The following is a 14,732-nucleotide window of genomic DNA, read 5'->3' on the forward strand; positions in this document are numbered from 1 at the left end:
TTTTTTTTTTTTATCCCACGGGGGGGGGGGGGGGGGGGCCCGGGGGGCGGGGCCCTCCCCTTCCCGCGGGTTCGGGGGGGATCGTCGACGGCACGACGCCGCACCCAGGCGCCTCGCTCTCCGAACCGGCCGAGCCGGCCCCACCCGGCCGGTTCGGCGAGCTGCCGGCGACGTACGTCACGTGTCCGCTGGACGGCACCGAGCCCAACGACGACGTGGCGACGTGGCGATGTCGCAGAAGACGCGACGCGGCCTAGAAGTTGCCGTAGTTGACCTGCCAGGTCGGCAGGCCCATGCGGCGCCAAAGGGCCACCACGCGGTCGCGGTCGTCGAGCGAGACCCGTACCGCGTACCGGTTCCGCACGTGCGCGTCGAAGAGTTCGGCCTTGACGATGTCGTCGCTGCGGCCGTCGTCCGAGGCCCGCATCCACAGTTCGTCGTACGGCACTTCATGGCGCGCGAGCCACGCCTCGGTCATGGCCCGGTGGTCCTCGCTGCGGCCGGAGACCAGCACGATCGTGTCGTTCTCGGCGGCTCGGAAGGCGCGCAGGGCCTGCCGTACCGAGACGTTGATCAGGTCGAGGTCGCAGCGTGAGAAGTCGTACGGACCGCGGTCGCCGCGCAGTGCGAGCGTGCCGTCGATGTCGCACATCACCGCGGAGGGCAGCGCCGGGTCGGGGACGTAGGGCGCGGCCGACGGCCGGGTGCTCAGCCACTCGGCGGTCAGGCGCCAGCCGCCGCGGGTGGCCTTGGCGTGCTTGTCGGCGAGGATGCGGATGATCTCCTCGCCGACGGAGCGCTCGCGCGCGGCGTCGCGCCGTACGCACTCGTCGACCGGCACGTCGGTGAAGTCGTGCACGACGAAGTCGGCGGCGAGGCCGGTGACGGCGGCGATGAGCCGCTTGGGGATGTGCGGCGTCAGGTGCGTGTTGTCGACGACCACGTCGAAGCCGCCCTCGACGGCGGAGCGGACCGCCGCGTCCTGGATGTCGAGGACGGTCCGCTCGTGCGCGTGCGAGCGGCCGCGCTCGGGCGCCGGGACGTCGAGCATGGTGCGGAGGTCGTCGAGGTTGACGCGGCGCATCCGGCCCTCGGACTCCGCCTGCAGCCGGCGGGCGGCCGTGGTCTTCCCCGAGGCGGGGAGTCCCGTCATGACGTGTACTGCGGGCACGGGTCAGTTCTCCTCATCGGTCGTGAACGGGTCGGCCGCTTCCGGCCTGACGGAGCGCCACACGACGAGGTCGGTCGGCCGACCGTCGAGGCGCAGGAACATGGCCGCCCGGATCTCCGGGTCGACCGGCAGCGCCTTGACCGCGCGGGCGAAGGCGCCGCGGTCCTCGGCGAGATGGGCGACTGCCTTGAAGGCCTCGTCGATGGCGCGCTCGCGGCCGGCCGCCTCGTCCTCCAGGCGGGCGATGACCCCGCGCACCCAGGTGTCGAACTCGTCCGGCACCTGCTCCAGCAGGGCGTCCAGCGGCCGGCCGCCCGAGGTCCTGATGCCGCCGAGCTCGGCGACCGAGCACCCCAGGCCCTGCGCCAGCCGCTTGACGGACATGCCGGCGAAGCGCTGGATGCCGTGGCTGCGCCAGATGTCCCGCTCGGTGACCCCGGTCAGTACCTTGTGCAGCCGTACGTACTCGCTCAGCTTGGCCTTCGCCCGCACGCCCGAGGCGTAGCGCAGGACGAAGCCCTCGGCGTCGGTGCCGGTGGCGGCTCGGCCGCCGGGCAACGTGTTCGACTCGGTGAGGGCGAGCAGTTCGTCGAGCGGCATCGCGGGCCAGGTCCGTACGACGGAGCCGATCTCCGTCCATGTGGTGGCGGCCTCGGCGAGCGGGATCTCGGTGCCGTCCGGGCCGAAGGCGGCGAGGAGGACCAGGTCCCGGCGGTCGCCGTAGTCGACGACGATACGGTTCTGCGGGTAGAGGATCTCGGCGAGGTAGGTGACTCCGGGAGTCAGCGCGTCGGTCTTCCGGGCGTCGAGCCGACGCTGCGCCCAGGTCGCCTGTGCGCTGATGAAGGACCCCTTGGACGCGACCTGCCAGCGGCCCGCGTAGTGGAAGATCACCGCGAGGCTGCCGTCGACCTTGTCGTAGACGTCGAACGGCTCGTCGGGCAACGCGGGCGCGTAGGGCTGACCGGCCTCGTGCTCACCGATGTTGAAGAACTTCGGCAGGGGAAGCGCGACGATCTCGCCGGTCGTGTCGTCGGCGACGAGCCCACGGCAGCGCGTGGTCACCTGGTTCCAGATCCGCTCGTACTGGCACGCCCGCGTGTACGTGTAGATCGACAGCGGCAGCTCGGGGTGCGCCTTGCGGGTGACGTGCCCGGCGTCGATGGCCGCGGCCAACTCCTGCGGGGGCAGCAGCTCCTGGAGAGTCAGGTGTGCCTGGCTCATGGTTCCTCCTGGTCAGTGGTGACTCATTGTCACCTGCGGAGGCCCCGTACCGACAATGCTTTTGTGCCGGTCAAGGATGGCTTCGGGGAGGAGGGGCACCCGGCCGGGTGCCCCTCCTCCCCGCTCACGCGAGCCGGGGTGGTCAGCCCGGGAACGGCGTGTTGTCGTCGTCGCTGATCGGGTTGTGCATCACCCGCGTGGTGTCGCAGTACGAGACGGCGCCGGTGCTCACCTTGATCTTGCAGATCTCGAAGTAGGCGTTGGAGATCCACCCGCCGGGGGCGGCGTACGTCGTCCAGGAGGCGGTGTCCTGGCCGGACGGGATGGTCCGCATCCGCCACACGATCTTGCCGTCCGAGCCGTTGGTGATCAGGCGCGCGCCGACGGCGTAGCCGTCGGTCTTCGTGTCCCTGAGCGTGATCTTGACGGGGTCCAGCTTGTTCGGCCCGACCCGCCAGCCGATCTCGAAGCTCCCGGAGTACGAGTAGTCCGTGGCCCGCACGGAGTCCCCCGTGGTCGGCGTCGCGGCCGCGGCGGGCGTGGCGGCCAGCGGGACGAGCAGCGCGGCCACTGCCACCGAGCAGGCGGCCATGGTGTTCTTGAAACGCAAGAAATCCCCCAGAGATGAAGCTCAGTTGGTCTGAAGTGATCACTTTAGCGCCGACTTACGACTGCTCGGCGCCACCGCGATCTCCGAGCCGGGGGTCGACCGATCGGATGACCCCCGGGTCCACCGGACGGCTCTCCTCGGCGATCCGCTGGGCCGACCGCCGCGGTGCGAAGGCGGGCCCACGATGGACCAGGCGAGCGGACCGACTGCCTCCGCCCCCCCGCGAAGGGACGACGTCCGTGCTGCTCACGGCCATGCGAAGGAGAACGCCCATGCCGACGAACGACCGGCTGCTGCTCGCGGCGGCACGCCGTGGGGACACGACCGGGATCCGCGCCGCGCTCGACGCCGGCGCGCACGTCGAGAGCCGCGACGGCGAGCTGCGCACCCCGCTGCTGCTGGCCGCGCGGGCGGACCACGTGGGCGCCGCGGAGCTCCTGGTCGCGGCGGGCGCCGACCCCGACGCACGGGACGCCCAGGACGACACGCCCTGGCTCGTCACGGGAGTCACCGGCAGCGTGCCCATGATGCGCGTCCTGCTCGCAGCGGGCCCCGACCTGCGTCTCACCAACCGCTTCGGCGGGACCTCGCTGATCCCGGCCGCCGAACGCGGCCATGTCGCGTACGTACGGGCCGTCCTGCGCGAGACCGACATCGACGTGGACCACGTCAACCGGCTCGGCTGGACCGCGCTGCTCGAGGCGGTGATCCTCGGTGACGGCGGTCTCCCGCACGAGGAGGTCGTCGAGCTGCTGATCACCGCGGGGGCGGACCCCCTGCTCGCGGACCACGACGGGACGACACCGCTCCAGCACGCGCGCCGACACGGCTTCGACCGGATCGCCGGCCTGTTGGAGGCCGCCTCCGCGCGCGCCACCTCCAGGGGACGGGAGACCTCCCGATGAGCCCCCGCCGTCCGGGGCGCGCCGGGCGCGTCCTCGTACCCGCCGCCGCGGTCGCGGCCGTCCTCGGCGGCTGCGCGCCGAGCGACGACGCCGCGCCCGCGAACACCTCCGAATCCTCCTCGGCCTCCCCCGGTGCCGGTGCCGCTCCGACCGGCTCGGCCCCGGCGGCCCCCACCCCCGACGGGACCCTCCTCGTCGCCGACTTCGGCTCCGACACCGTCACCTTCATCGACCCGGAGCGCGGCGCGCTCGGCTCCGTGGAGGTGGGCACCGCTCCGTACGGCCTGGCCGTCGGCGCCGACGGACGCGCCTGGGTCGCCACCGCCGAGGGCGTCGCCGTCGTCGACACCCGGACCCGCGAGCGGCTCGCCCGCATCCCGTACGAGACCGACACCGGCCCGGTCACCACCGGCGAGTACCGGGGCGGCGGCATGGGCATCGCGCTCGCCCCCGACGGCCGGTGGGTGTACGTCGGCGTCAACGTTCCCGGCGGCAACGGCACCCTGGAGGTCATCGACACGGCGAGCCGCGAGGTGACCGCCACGGTCCCGGTCGGCCGGCGGCCGTTCGACGTCGACGTCTCGCGGGACGGCGCCGAGGTGTACACGACGAACCACGACTCGTTCGACGTCACGGTCGTCCCCGCCGACACGCTCGAACCGCGCCGCATCGAGGTCGCCCCGTACGGCACCGAAGGCGGTCTCGGCTCCTGGCTCAAGCCGCACTACACCGCCGTCCGCCCCTCGGACGGCAGGCTCCTGCTCCCCTTCGAGGGCGAGCGGCTGGCCGTGGTCGACCCGCGGGCCGGCCGTACGGAGATCGAGGCGATGACCGCCGACACCCACCAGCACGGCGCCGCGATCACGCCCGACGGGACGCTCCTCGTCGTCGGCACCGGCCCCATCGACCCGGACGAGGACGAGGGCCCCTCCCTCACGGTCCGCACACCCGAAGGCGCCGAACGGATCCACCCCCTGGAGGGCCCCCACGAGAACGTCACCGTGACGGCGGACGGCCGCACCGCGTACGTCACGGGCGGCTTCACCAGGGACGGCTACTGGAACGGCATCACCGTGGTCGACCTGGAGACGGGCGACACCCGGCGCCTCGCCGTCGGGGAACGCCCGCTCGGCATCGCGGTCCTTCGGACGACCCCTCCGGCTTCCCGTCCCTGACCTGGGAACTGGTTCAGCCCGCGCCGCGTCCTCACCCCGGAAAGGGGTGCGATGGAGGCGATCAGAAGGACGCGGGGGCTGGTCACCGGGGCGGCGCTGGCCGTCGTCGGCGGACTGCTGTTGTTCTCCTCCGCGGTGCCCCGCCTGCCGGGGAACGTGATGAGCCTCGTGGAGACCTTCCTGCCCTGGCTGGCTCTCGCCGTGCCGCTCGGGCTGGTCGTGGCCGTCGTCCGTCGGTCGGTGGTCGCGGCGGTGGCGTGCCTGGTCGTCGCCGCCGTCTGGGTGGCCGTGTTCCGGGCGGCGCTGCCGACCTCGGGGTCCGGCTCGCCTGCCGCGTACGACATGACGGTCGTCCAGCACAACGTGAGCGACGAGAACACCAGTCCGTCCCGCGTCGCGAGGATCCTGCTCGGCCCGGATCCCGACGTCGTCGCGCTCCAGGAGCTGACGGAGTCGAGCCTGCCCGCGTTCCGCATCGTCCTCGGCCGGACCCATCCGCATCACGCGACGGTGGGGACGGTCGGGCTGTGGTCGAAGTATCCGCTGACGGACATCGCGCGGGTCGACATCAGACCGCGGGCGGTGGACAGCGGCTGGGACCGTGGGCTCAGGGCCGTCGTGCACGGCCCGCACGGAGAGGTGGCGACGTACGTGGCGCACCTGCCGTCGGTCCGGGTACGGGCGGCCGAGGGGTACGCCACGGGGTGGCGCGACGAGAGCGCCGTCCGGCTGGGCCGCGCGCTCGCCGCGGAGCGCGCCGCCAACGTGCTGGTCCTCGGCGACCTCAACGGCACGGCCGCCGACCGGGGACTCGGTCCCGTCATGGACCAGGTGCGCGGCAGCCGCGGCGAGTTCGCCTTCAGCTGGCCCGCCGGCGCACCCCTCGCGCGCATCGACCACGTGCTGGCCCGCGGCGCGGAGGTCACCACGACCTGGACGCTGCCCGACACCGGCAGCGACCATCTGCCGGTGGCCGCGCGCCTGCGGTTCTGACGTCACGGGACCGGCGGGCGGCCGACCGCGGCGAGTACGCCCTACGGCGCCCCACGGCTCCGGCCGGCGGGTCCGTCATCCGGTCGGTCGTCCCGGGATGGCCCGGCCGGCCCGGGGAGGGGAGGCTGGTCCAGTTGCTCCCACCCCCGCGAGGAGACGGCCGATGTCCGCGACTCCGTACCGCTACGACGATCTGAGCGCCCTGTACGTCAACTGCACGCTCAAGCGCTCCCCCGAGGTCAGCAACACCGAGGGGCTGATCGACCGCAGCAGGGCCGTGATGGAGCGGCAGGGCGTGACGACCTCGCTGATGCGGGCCGTCGACCACGACATCGCGACCGGGGTGTGGCCCGACATGACCGAGCACGGATGGGAGTCGGACGCCTGGCCCGACCTGTACGAGCAGGTCATGCGGGCCGACATCCTCGTGCTGTGCGGTCCGATCTGGCTCGGTGACAACAGCTCGGTGATGAAGCGGGTGATCGAGCGGCTGTACGCCTGCTCCAGTCTCCTCAACAGCGAGGGGCAGTACGCCTACTACGGCCGGGTGGGCGGCTGTCTGATCACGGGGAACGAGGACGGGGTCAAGCACTGCGCGATGAACGTGCTCTACAGCCTCCAGCACCTGGGCTACGTGATCCCGCCGCAGGCGGACGCGGGCTGGATCGGCGAGGCCGGGCCGGGGCCGTCGTATCTGGACCCGGGTTCGGGCGGCCCCGACAACGACTTCACCAACCGCAACACCTCGTTCATGGCCTGGAACCTGATGCATCTGGCGGGGATGCTGAAGCGAGCGGGCGGCATTCCGGCACACGGCAATCAGCGCTCGGCGTGGGACGCCGGCTGCCGCGCCGACTTCGCGAACCCGGAACACCGCTAGCACCCGGCCCGTCCGAACGTGAAGTGGCCTGGCGAAGCACCCGTGAACTGGCCTCACGCAGCACCCGTGAACTGGCCTAGCGCAGCACCACGGTGACGCCCATCCGCTCCAGGAACGGCACCACCGCGTCGAAGTAGCTCAGCTCGCCGTCCGTGTCCACGCTGATGTCCGCCAGGGCCCGGCGGGCCACGTCGGCGTCGTGCCAGACGAGCGTGAAGGGCGCCCGGGACGCGTCGCCGCCGCACGGGCAGCCGCTCAGCGCGTTCCAGCACTGGTGCCACTGGTACCCAGGACCGCCGACCGCCTCGCCGATCGCGCAGTGCAGGCCCGGGATGTCGGTGACGTACCGCCCGTCCAGCTCACACACCGCGCCGGGCTCCTCAGGGCCCGTACACACCTTCGTGAACCGCAGCCACTCGCCGCGCCCTGCGGTCGTGAACGGCGCCCATCCGTTGCGTTCCCGGGGCGGGCCCTCGTACCAGGCGTCCCACACGGGGCGGGCCTCGGGTGGGAAGGGCATGCGGCGGAAGAGCCCGCCCTTGAGCGTCACGTCGATCAGCGCGCCGCCCAGCGCGGAGGGCCGGCACTCGTCGACCTCGACAGCGATGTGCTCGTCGACGGGGGTCGGCCGGCCCGTCCGGTCGAGGAGCCAGATCTTCATGTTGTCCCCGCCGTGGCGGGGCTGGACCATCCGGCGCATCAGGTTCGGCGAGGGCTCGCAGCCGATGAGCCGCACGGGTCGACGGGCGGGAGCCGGTCGGGCACCGTACACGCCGCCCGCCCGATGGCAGGACCCGAGCGGGCCGCCGCTGGTGCCGTTCAGGAGGGCGATGTCCGCCGTCGCGGGCTCCTTGCGGTAGGAGGGCGGCTGCTCGGTGATCACGCACTCGACGACGAGGTCGACCAGTGCGGGGTCCTCCGTGCTGGGCCTGCTGTCGAGGACGACGACGTCGCCGAGCGCGCAGTAGTCATGGGTGTACGGATCCTCGGCGTCCACGTCGCTCACCATGAGGTGCAACTCGCCGAAGGGAACAGGAGCGTCCGCGCACCGCTCGGCGGCCCTGAGAAGCCGGCCGGTGGGCGCGCAGCCGAAAAGGGTCACTCGTTCCCGGAACGCGGACGGGTCCATGAACAGCCCGTCGGCCTCGACGCACCGCGCCCACACCGTCTGCTCCCCGTCCCACTCCTCGCTGACGAGCGCGAAGCGCAGGGGCAGATCCCGCTCCCAGACGACCTCACGCAGCGAACCGTCCTCGACTTCGTCCACGGTGCCTCACCCCCTCCGGCCTCCGACCTCCGACCTCCGACGGCCGAGTCGATCATAGGACTGCTGCTAGTCCTGCTCGAAGAGAAGGCGGAGCGCCACGTCCCGGTAGTGGCGGATGTGGTGCAGCGAGCACTCCGCCGCCGCGTCGGCGTCGGCCGCGGCGATCGCCTCGTAGAGGACCCGGTGTTCGTCCCACAGGGGGCCGGGGTCGTCGATCTGCTGGAAGAGCCAGCGCAGCCGGCCCTCCAGCGACTCCAGGGTCGTGGCGAGCAGGTCGTTGCGCGAGAGCTCCACGATGTGGTGGTGGAACGCGGTGTTGGCGCGTGAGATGCGTTCCGCCCTGCCCGACAGCGTCGCCGTCCGCGCCTCCTCCAACAGCTCGCGCAGTTCGTCGAGTTGAGCGTCGGTGCGGCGTTCGGCGGCCCGGCGGACCGCGAGGACCTCCAGGGCCTCGCGCATGTCGAAGAGGTTCTCGACGTCCTGGCGCGACAGTTGCTTGACGACGATCCGGCGCGGTGAGAGCGCCTGGAGGAACCCCTCCCCCATCAGGATCCGGATCGCTTCGCGCACCGGCACCCGGGAGACCCCGAACTCCTCGGCGACATCGCGCTCCACGAGCCGGTCGCCGGGCTTGAGCCGGCCGGTGATGATGCGGTCCCTCAGCCCTTCGCAGACCTGGTCGCGAAGCCATCCGCCGCCGGCCGTCGGTGCGGCCTCGGCGGCCGCCTGGGTCCCGGTCATGTGTCCTCCCCGTATCGAAGTCATCACGGTATACCAAACGCTTGACGGCACCCGGGGGTGCCCTCATTCTTTGGTATACCAAAACGCGGAGGAGATGGTTCCTCCGTGTTTCACCCTGTCCGATGCGTGAATCGAGGGTTTGCCCATGAGTACCCCATCGGTCGGCGAGACCGCCGAGGCAACCGCCGCCCCCGCCCACGGAAGACGCCCGAGCCGGGTGCGCTGGAAGATGTTCGTCCTGCTGCTCGGCGTCGTCGCCCTCAACTACATCGACCGGGGCTCCGTCTCCGTCGCGCTGCCCCTGATCACCGAGGACCTCGGGCTCTCCAAGGAGACGACCGGCTTCGTCCTGAGCGCGTTCTTCTGGACGTACGCGCTGATGCAGATTCCGAGCGGCTGGCTGGCGGACCGCTTCGGCCCCCGGAAGATGGTCTCGGGCGCGTGCATCGGCTGGGGCGCCGCCCAGGCCGTCACCGCCGCCGCGACCGGCGCGGGCTCACTGCTCGGCTACCGCCTCCTGCTCGGCGCCGTCGAGGCCCCGGTCATGCCGGCCGGCGGCAAGCTCAACGCCCAGTGGCTGCCCGCGAAGGAGCGCGGCCGGGGTGCCGTACTGCTCGACGGCGGAGCCCCGCTCGGCGCGGCGCTCGGCGGTGTCATCATCTCCGCGCTGATCGCCTGGACGGGCAGCTGGCGGCTCAGTTTCGTCATCGCCGGCATCCTCACCGTCGCCGTCGGCCTGTACGCCGCCTGGTACATCCGCGACACCCCGCGCGAGCACCCCGGGGTCAACGAGGCGGAGGCCGCGTACATCGAGCGGGCGCACGCCGAGGAGGACGCCGCCGGTCCGGGCAACGAGCGCACCGGGCTGCGCCCTTACCTGCGGCACCGCTCCTTCTGGGCCATGTGCCTGGGCTGGATGGGCTTCAACGGCGTCTTCTACGGACTGCTCACCTGGGGCCCGCTCTATCTCTCCGAGACCAAGGGCTTCGACATCAAGACCATCGGCTGGTCGACGCTGGTCATCTTCGGCGCGGGCTTCGTCGGCGAACTCACCGGCGGCTGGGTCTCCGACCGCTGGAAGGCGGCGGGCGCCGGCGCGAACAAGGTCATGCGCTCGATGATGGGCGTCGCCGGCACGGCCGTCGTCGCCGGGCTCCTCGGTGTGGTCCTCGTCCCGGATGCCGCGACGGCCGTCACCCTGCTCTCCGTCGTCATGTTCTTCCTACGCTGGGCCGGCCTGTACTGGTCGCTGCCCTCGATCCTGGCCGGCCGGGCCAACGCCGGAGTCGTCGGCGGCGCGATGAACCTCTCGGGCAACATCGCCGGGATCGTCACCCCGATCGCGGTCGGCTACATCGTCGGCGGCACCGGTTCGTACACCTGGGCGCTGCTCTACTTCGTCGGCGCCGGCGTGCTGTTCACGCTCTCCTCCCTCGTCCTCGACTACAGCAGAAGGCTCTCCGTCCGATGACCCGTATCGGCATGCTCACCCCGTCCTCCAACACCTGCCTCGAGCCGGTGACCTACCGCCTCCTGCGAGACCTGCCCGAGGTCAGCGCGCACTTCGCGCGGGTCCCCGTCACCCGAATCGCCCTCGACGGGGGCTCCGACGCCCAGTTCGACCCGGCGTCGATGGTCGCCGCCGCCCGGCAGCTCGCCGACGCGCGGGTGGACGTCCTGGTGTGGAACGGCACGTCCGGCTCGTGGCTCGGCGTCGAGCGCGACCGCGCGCTCTGTGCCGCCCTCACCGCGGCGACCGGGATCCCTGCCACCACCTCCACCCTCGCCCTGCTCGACGCCTGCGCCGCCTACGGCGTGACCCGGCTCGGGCTCGCCGTCCCGTACACCGCGGACGTCGCCGAGCGGATCGTCGCGACATACGCGGCCGAGGGCCTGGAGTGCGTGCTCGCCGAGCCGTTCGGCGTCAGCGACAACGAGGCGTTCGCCCGGATCCCCGAGGCCGAGGTCGCCCGCCAGATCGAGGAGGCCGCCGCCGGCTCCGCGCACGCGGTCGCCGTCGTCTGCACCAACGTGTACGGGGCGGGGGCGGCGGCCGGGCTCGAACAGGCCCTCGGCGTCCCGGTCTTCGACAGCGTCGCCGCCACCCTCTGGAAGGCTCTCGACCTCGCCGGAGCGCACCCGGTCCTCGGCGGACACGGCGAACTTCTGCGCTCCGGGAGCCTGCGCGCCCGCTTCCAGCAGGTCCTCGGCGAGCTGCGGGAGGCCGTCGGCGCGGACCGGACCACACTCCGGCTCGACCTTCCCGGGCACGGCCTGCACGTGGATCTCACCGCGGCCGAGGCCCTCGGCGACGGCGTCCGGTCGATCCGCCGCGACGCCTCGCTCGACCAGCGCCGACTCAACACCGTCGAGTGGCTGGAGCGCCACCGGGTCCCGCTCGTCCAGCCCCGCTTCGGCGGCGACCCGCACCCTCCGCAGGCGCTGATCGACGTCTACGGAGTCCACGCCCAGCTTCTCTCGCCGGTCGTCCGCGACACGGAGATGACGGGCTGGATCTCCGCCCACAGCCTCGCCGAGCGGGACTGGAGCGCCGCCGACCAGGCCGTCATGACCACCGCGATCGACCGTGTGCACCACCTGCTCGACACGTACGGAAAGGCACCTGCCGCATGACCACCAAGGACATCAGGATCGCGCTCGGCGTCGACGTGGACGCGGTCGCCGGCTGGCTCGGCAGCTACGGCGGCGAGGACTCGCCCAACGACATCCAGCGCGGTGTCTTCGCCGGCGAGATCGGCACCCCGCGGCTCCTGAAGCTCTTCGAGCGGTACGGGATACGCACCAGCTGGTTCATCCCCGGCCACTCGATCGAGACCTTCCCCGAGCAGACCCGCATGGTCGTGGAGGCGGGCCACGAGGTCGGCGCGCACGGCTACTCGCACGAGAACCCCATCGCGATGAGCCCCCAGCAGGAGGAGGACGTCCTCGCCCGCTCGGTCGAGCTCATCGAGGAGTACACCGGCCGCAGGCCGCGTGGCTACGTGGCGCCGTGGTGGGAGATGTCGCCGCACACGGCGGCCCTGCTGCACAAGTACGGCTTCTCGTACGACCACAGCCAGAACTACCGCGACTTCACCCCGTTCTACGCCCGGGTCGGCGACAGCTGGACGAAGATCGACTACACGAAGGAGGCCAAGGACTGGATGCGGCCCCTGGTCCACGGCCACGAGGTGGACCTGGTCGAGTTCTGCGGCAACTGGTACGTCGACGACCTGCCGCCGATGATGTTCAACAAGCACGCGCACAACAGCCACGGGTACGTCAGCCCGCGCGCCCTCGAGCAGGACTGGCGCGACCAGTTCGACTGGGTGCACCGCGAGCTGGACTACGCGGTCGTGCCGGTCACCCTGCACCCGGACGTGAGCGGACGCCCGCAGGTGCTGCTGATGCTGGAGCGCTTCATCGAGTACGTGTCGGGCCACGAGGGCGTCAGCTTCTGCACCCTGGAGGACGCGGCGGACGACTTCCGGCGCCGCTTCCCCTTCGAGGGCGTCGAACGCCCCGCGGACATGCGCTGACGGCAGCGGCCGGCCCTGCGCGGACTCCCCGTCGGGGGTCCGCGCACCGGGCCGTTTTGGATTGTCGGACGATCATCCCTACGATCCGCCCATGATCACGAGAAAACGGCTGTCGACCGGGGCCTGCGCGCTGCTCGCCGTCCTGGCCGTCGGGCTGTTCCCGACCGGCGCCGCCGCCGACGAACCGGCGGCGAAGGAACCCCCCAAGGTCGAGCTGGTGCTCGACGTCAGCGGCTCGATGCGGGCCCGCGACATCGACGGCCAGTCCCGGATGGCGGCGGCCAAGCAGGCCTTCAACGAGGTGCTCGACGCGGTGCCCGACGAGGTGCAGCTCGGCATACGCACCCTCGGTGCCGACTACGCCGGGGACGACCGCAAGACGGGCTGCAAGGACACCCGGCAGCTCTATCCGGTCGGCCCGCTCGACCGCACCGAGGCCAAGACGGCCGTCGCCACCCTCGCCCCCACCGGCTGGACGCCGATCGGGCCCGCCCTGCTCGGGGCGGCGGAGGACCTCAAGGGCGATGACAACGCCACCCGTCGGATCGTGCTCATCACGGACGGCGAGGACACCTGCGCCCCGCTCGACCCCTGCGAGGTCGCGCGCGACATCGCCGCCAAGGGCATCCATCTGACCATCGACACGCTGGGTCTCGTGCCGAACGCCAAGATCCGGCAGCAGCTCACCTGCATCGCCGAGGCGACCGGCGGCACGTACACCTCGGTCCGCCACACCGAAGAACTCTCCAAGCGGGTCCGCCAGTTGGTCGACCGCGCCGCCGACCCGGTCGTCACCCCGGTGGCGACCGAGGGCGCCGAGCGGTGCGCGGACGCCCCGCAGCTCAAGCCCGGTCTGTACACCGACCGGCAGACCTTCGGCCGGCACCGCTGGTACCGGGTGGACGTGCTGCCCGGACAGGAGCTGCGGGCCTCGGTGAGCGTGGCGGCCGATCGCGCCGTCAACAACGACTACGGCGTGCTGCTGCGCGCGGTGACCGTGCACGGCCGCGAGGCCGTCCGCGGCTCCGAGGCGGGCGACGGGCGCACGGACGTCATCTCGACCGGGCTGCGCTATCCCAAGCCGCCCCTCGACGACATCGACGCCGACACCAAGCCGGCGGCCGAGACCGTGTGCCTCCAGGTCAGCAACTCCTTCTCGGCGCCGCCCGGGGTGAAGACGACGCCCGGCATGCCGATCGAGCTGACGGTGGACCTGGTCGACGCGCCCGAGGAGGCGTCCGACGTGGCCGCGTTCGGGCTCGGCCGTGGCTGGTGGCTGCTCGGCGCGCTGGTACTGGCCGGCTTCGTGGGCGGTCTGCTCTGGGGCTGGCTGTCCCGCTGGCGCGTCGCCGTCTGGAGGACCAACTGATGCGTACCGTACGCGCGCTGACCACCGTTCTGCTGGCGGGCGCCGGGCTGCTGGGTCCGGCCGTCGTGCCCGCCCTCGCGGACTCCCCGTCCCCGGCCTCGACCCCGAGCGGCAGCGCGAGCGCCGCCGCGACGGCCGGGCCGACGGAGGCGGGCACCACCTTCCGTACCGCCGCGGCGTTCCGGCAGGGCCAGCAGGCCACCGCCGAGGCGTCCACGGGTGACTACCTCTACTGGGTGTTCCCCGCGGACACGGGGCAGCGACCCACCGTGACCGCCTCGGTCACGCTCCCCGAGTCCGCCGCCCGGCACGGCGCCTCGACCTGGCGGATCGACGTCTACGACGGACTGCGCCGCCGCCAGCCGTGCATGTACGGGATGCAGTCCAGGGCCGCGGCGAAGGACGCCGCTGCCGTGGAGCTGTCCTGCACCCTGCGTACGGTCCGGCCCTGGGCCGAGACCTGGGACGAGGATCCGCTGCCCGGCAGCTATTACGTCCGGCTGACGGTCACCGGCCTTCCGGAGGACGACCTCGGCCAGCCGTTCACGGCCGAGGTGGGCGCGGTCTCCGCCGAGCAGGGCGGTGCGTACGCGGGCGGCGGCTCGCTCGCCGCCCCGCTGGTTCCGGGTGCCACGACACAGGACGCGGCCCCGGCCGGCACGCCGTCGGTGGTCGAGACGCGGGCTCCCGAGGACGGCTGGTCCTCGGGCTGGTGGTCCGACCGCTGGGTCTGGACCGCGGTCGGCGGCGTCCTCGGCGCGCTCGCCGGTATCGCCGGGTACTCCCTGACCCGGGGATCCGGCCGCCCGTCTCGGGTGCCCCCGGCCGTCTGACGCACGGCGCGAGCGGCCCGGTGCG

Annotated in this window: 14 protein-coding genes; 9 read left to right on the forward strand and 5 right to left on the reverse strand. The window is 72.3% G+C overall.

What is annotated here, in order from left to right; genetic code table 11:
- Positions 1–253: 253 nt before the first annotated feature.
- From ACFV9D_RS33280 to ACFV9D_RS33290, 3 genes are all read right to left on the reverse strand, one after another.
- Positions 254–1,171 carry an AAA family ATPase gene (locus ACFV9D_RS33280; RefSeq protein WP_385154715.1) on the reverse strand — a complete coding sequence of 306 codons (918 nt, stop codon included), beginning with the start codon at positions 1,169–1,171 and terminating at the stop codon, positions 254–256.
- Positions 1,172–1,174: 3 nt separating this feature from the next.
- On the reverse strand, positions 1,175–2,395 hold the full coding sequence (locus tag ACFV9D_RS33285; protein WP_385154718.1) for an RNA ligase: 1,221 nt from the start codon (positions 2,393–2,395) through the stop codon (positions 1,175–1,177).
- A 142-nt stretch (positions 2,396–2,537) separates the two neighbouring features.
- Complete coding sequence (locus ACFV9D_RS33290; protein WP_385154721.1) at positions 2,538–3,005, reverse strand: hypothetical protein; 468 nt, start codon at positions 3,003–3,005, stop codon at positions 2,538–2,540.
- Between the two features lie 272 nt (positions 3,006–3,277).
- Between ACFV9D_RS33290 and ACFV9D_RS33295 the strand changes: the two genes are divergently transcribed.
- The 4 genes from ACFV9D_RS33295 to ACFV9D_RS33310 all read left to right on the forward strand — a co-directional run bounded on the left by ACFV9D_RS33295 (position 3,278) and on the right by ACFV9D_RS33310 (position 6,958).
- Positions 3,278–3,910: an ankyrin repeat domain-containing protein gene (locus ACFV9D_RS33295; RefSeq protein ID WP_385154724.1), complete on the forward strand. Its 633-nt coding sequence runs from the start codon at positions 3,278–3,280 to the stop codon at positions 3,908–3,910.
- Positions 3,907–5,085: a YncE family protein gene (locus ACFV9D_RS33300; RefSeq protein ID WP_385154726.1), complete on the forward strand. Its 1,179-nt coding sequence runs from the start codon at positions 3,907–3,909 to the stop codon at positions 5,083–5,085. Before ACFV9D_RS33295 ends, ACFV9D_RS33300 begins: the two co-directional genes overlap by 4 nt.
- A gap of 51 nt (positions 5,086–5,136) precedes the next feature.
- The gene (locus ACFV9D_RS33305; RefSeq protein ID WP_385154729.1) at positions 5,137–6,078 is read left to right on the forward strand and encodes an endonuclease/exonuclease/phosphatase family protein; all 942 of its coding nucleotides are present in this window, start codon (positions 5,137–5,139) and stop codon (positions 6,076–6,078) included.
- Positions 6,079–6,241: 163 nt separating this feature from the next.
- The gene (locus ACFV9D_RS33310) at positions 6,242–6,958 is read left to right on the forward strand and encodes a flavodoxin family protein (protein ID WP_385154732.1); all 717 of its coding nucleotides are present in this window, start codon (positions 6,242–6,244) and stop codon (positions 6,956–6,958) included.
- A 76-nt stretch (positions 6,959–7,034) separates the two neighbouring features.
- Here the strand turns inward: ACFV9D_RS33310 and ACFV9D_RS33315 are convergent, their stop codons facing one another.
- Both ACFV9D_RS33315 and ACFV9D_RS33320 read right to left on the reverse strand, forming a co-directional pair.
- On the reverse strand, positions 7,035–8,225 hold the full coding sequence (locus ACFV9D_RS33315; RefSeq protein ID WP_385154735.1) for a hypothetical protein: 1,191 nt from the start codon (positions 8,223–8,225) through the stop codon (positions 7,035–7,037).
- A gap of 66 nt (positions 8,226–8,291) precedes the next feature.
- The gene (locus ACFV9D_RS33320) at positions 8,292–8,966 is read right to left on the reverse strand and encodes a GntR family transcriptional regulator (protein ID WP_385154738.1); all 675 of its coding nucleotides are present in this window, start codon (positions 8,964–8,966) and stop codon (positions 8,292–8,294) included.
- 145 nt (positions 8,967–9,111) lie between these two features.
- On the opposite strand from ACFV9D_RS33320, the gene ACFV9D_RS33325 reads away from it, so the two are divergent.
- The 5 genes from ACFV9D_RS33325 (at position 9,112) to ACFV9D_RS33345 (ending at position 14,707) form a co-directional block, all read left to right on the forward strand.
- A complete protein-coding gene (locus tag ACFV9D_RS33325; RefSeq protein WP_385154741.1) occupies positions 9,112–10,437 on the forward strand; it encodes an MFS transporter in 1,326 nt (441 codons plus the stop codon).
- Complete coding sequence (locus ACFV9D_RS33330; RefSeq protein ID WP_385154744.1) at positions 10,434–11,600, forward strand: GAF domain-containing protein; 1,167 nt, start codon at positions 10,434–10,436, stop codon at positions 11,598–11,600. The genes ACFV9D_RS33325 and ACFV9D_RS33330 overlap by 4 nt, the downstream gene beginning before the upstream one ends.
- A complete protein-coding gene (locus ACFV9D_RS33335) occupies positions 11,597–12,505 on the forward strand; it encodes a polysaccharide deacetylase (protein ID WP_385154747.1) in 909 nt (302 codons plus the stop codon). The genes ACFV9D_RS33330 and ACFV9D_RS33335 overlap by 4 nt, the downstream gene beginning before the upstream one ends.
- Positions 12,506–12,596: 91 nt before the next feature.
- Positions 12,597–13,874, forward strand: coding sequence for a VWA domain-containing protein (locus ACFV9D_RS33340; RefSeq protein WP_385154750.1), 1,278 nt, complete (start codon positions 12,597–12,599; stop codon positions 13,872–13,874).
- On the forward strand, positions 13,874–14,707 hold the full coding sequence (locus tag ACFV9D_RS33345) for a hypothetical protein (protein ID WP_385154753.1): 834 nt from the start codon (positions 13,874–13,876) through the stop codon (positions 14,705–14,707). Before ACFV9D_RS33340 ends, ACFV9D_RS33345 begins: the two co-directional genes overlap by 1 nt.
- The last annotated feature ends 25 nt before the right edge of the window (positions 14,708–14,732 follow it).

Origin of the sequence: Streptomyces sp. NPDC059875, from assembly GCF_042731085.1 — a bacterium.
Classification (GTDB): Bacteria; Actinomycetota; Actinomycetes; order Streptomycetales; family Streptomycetaceae; genus Streptomyces.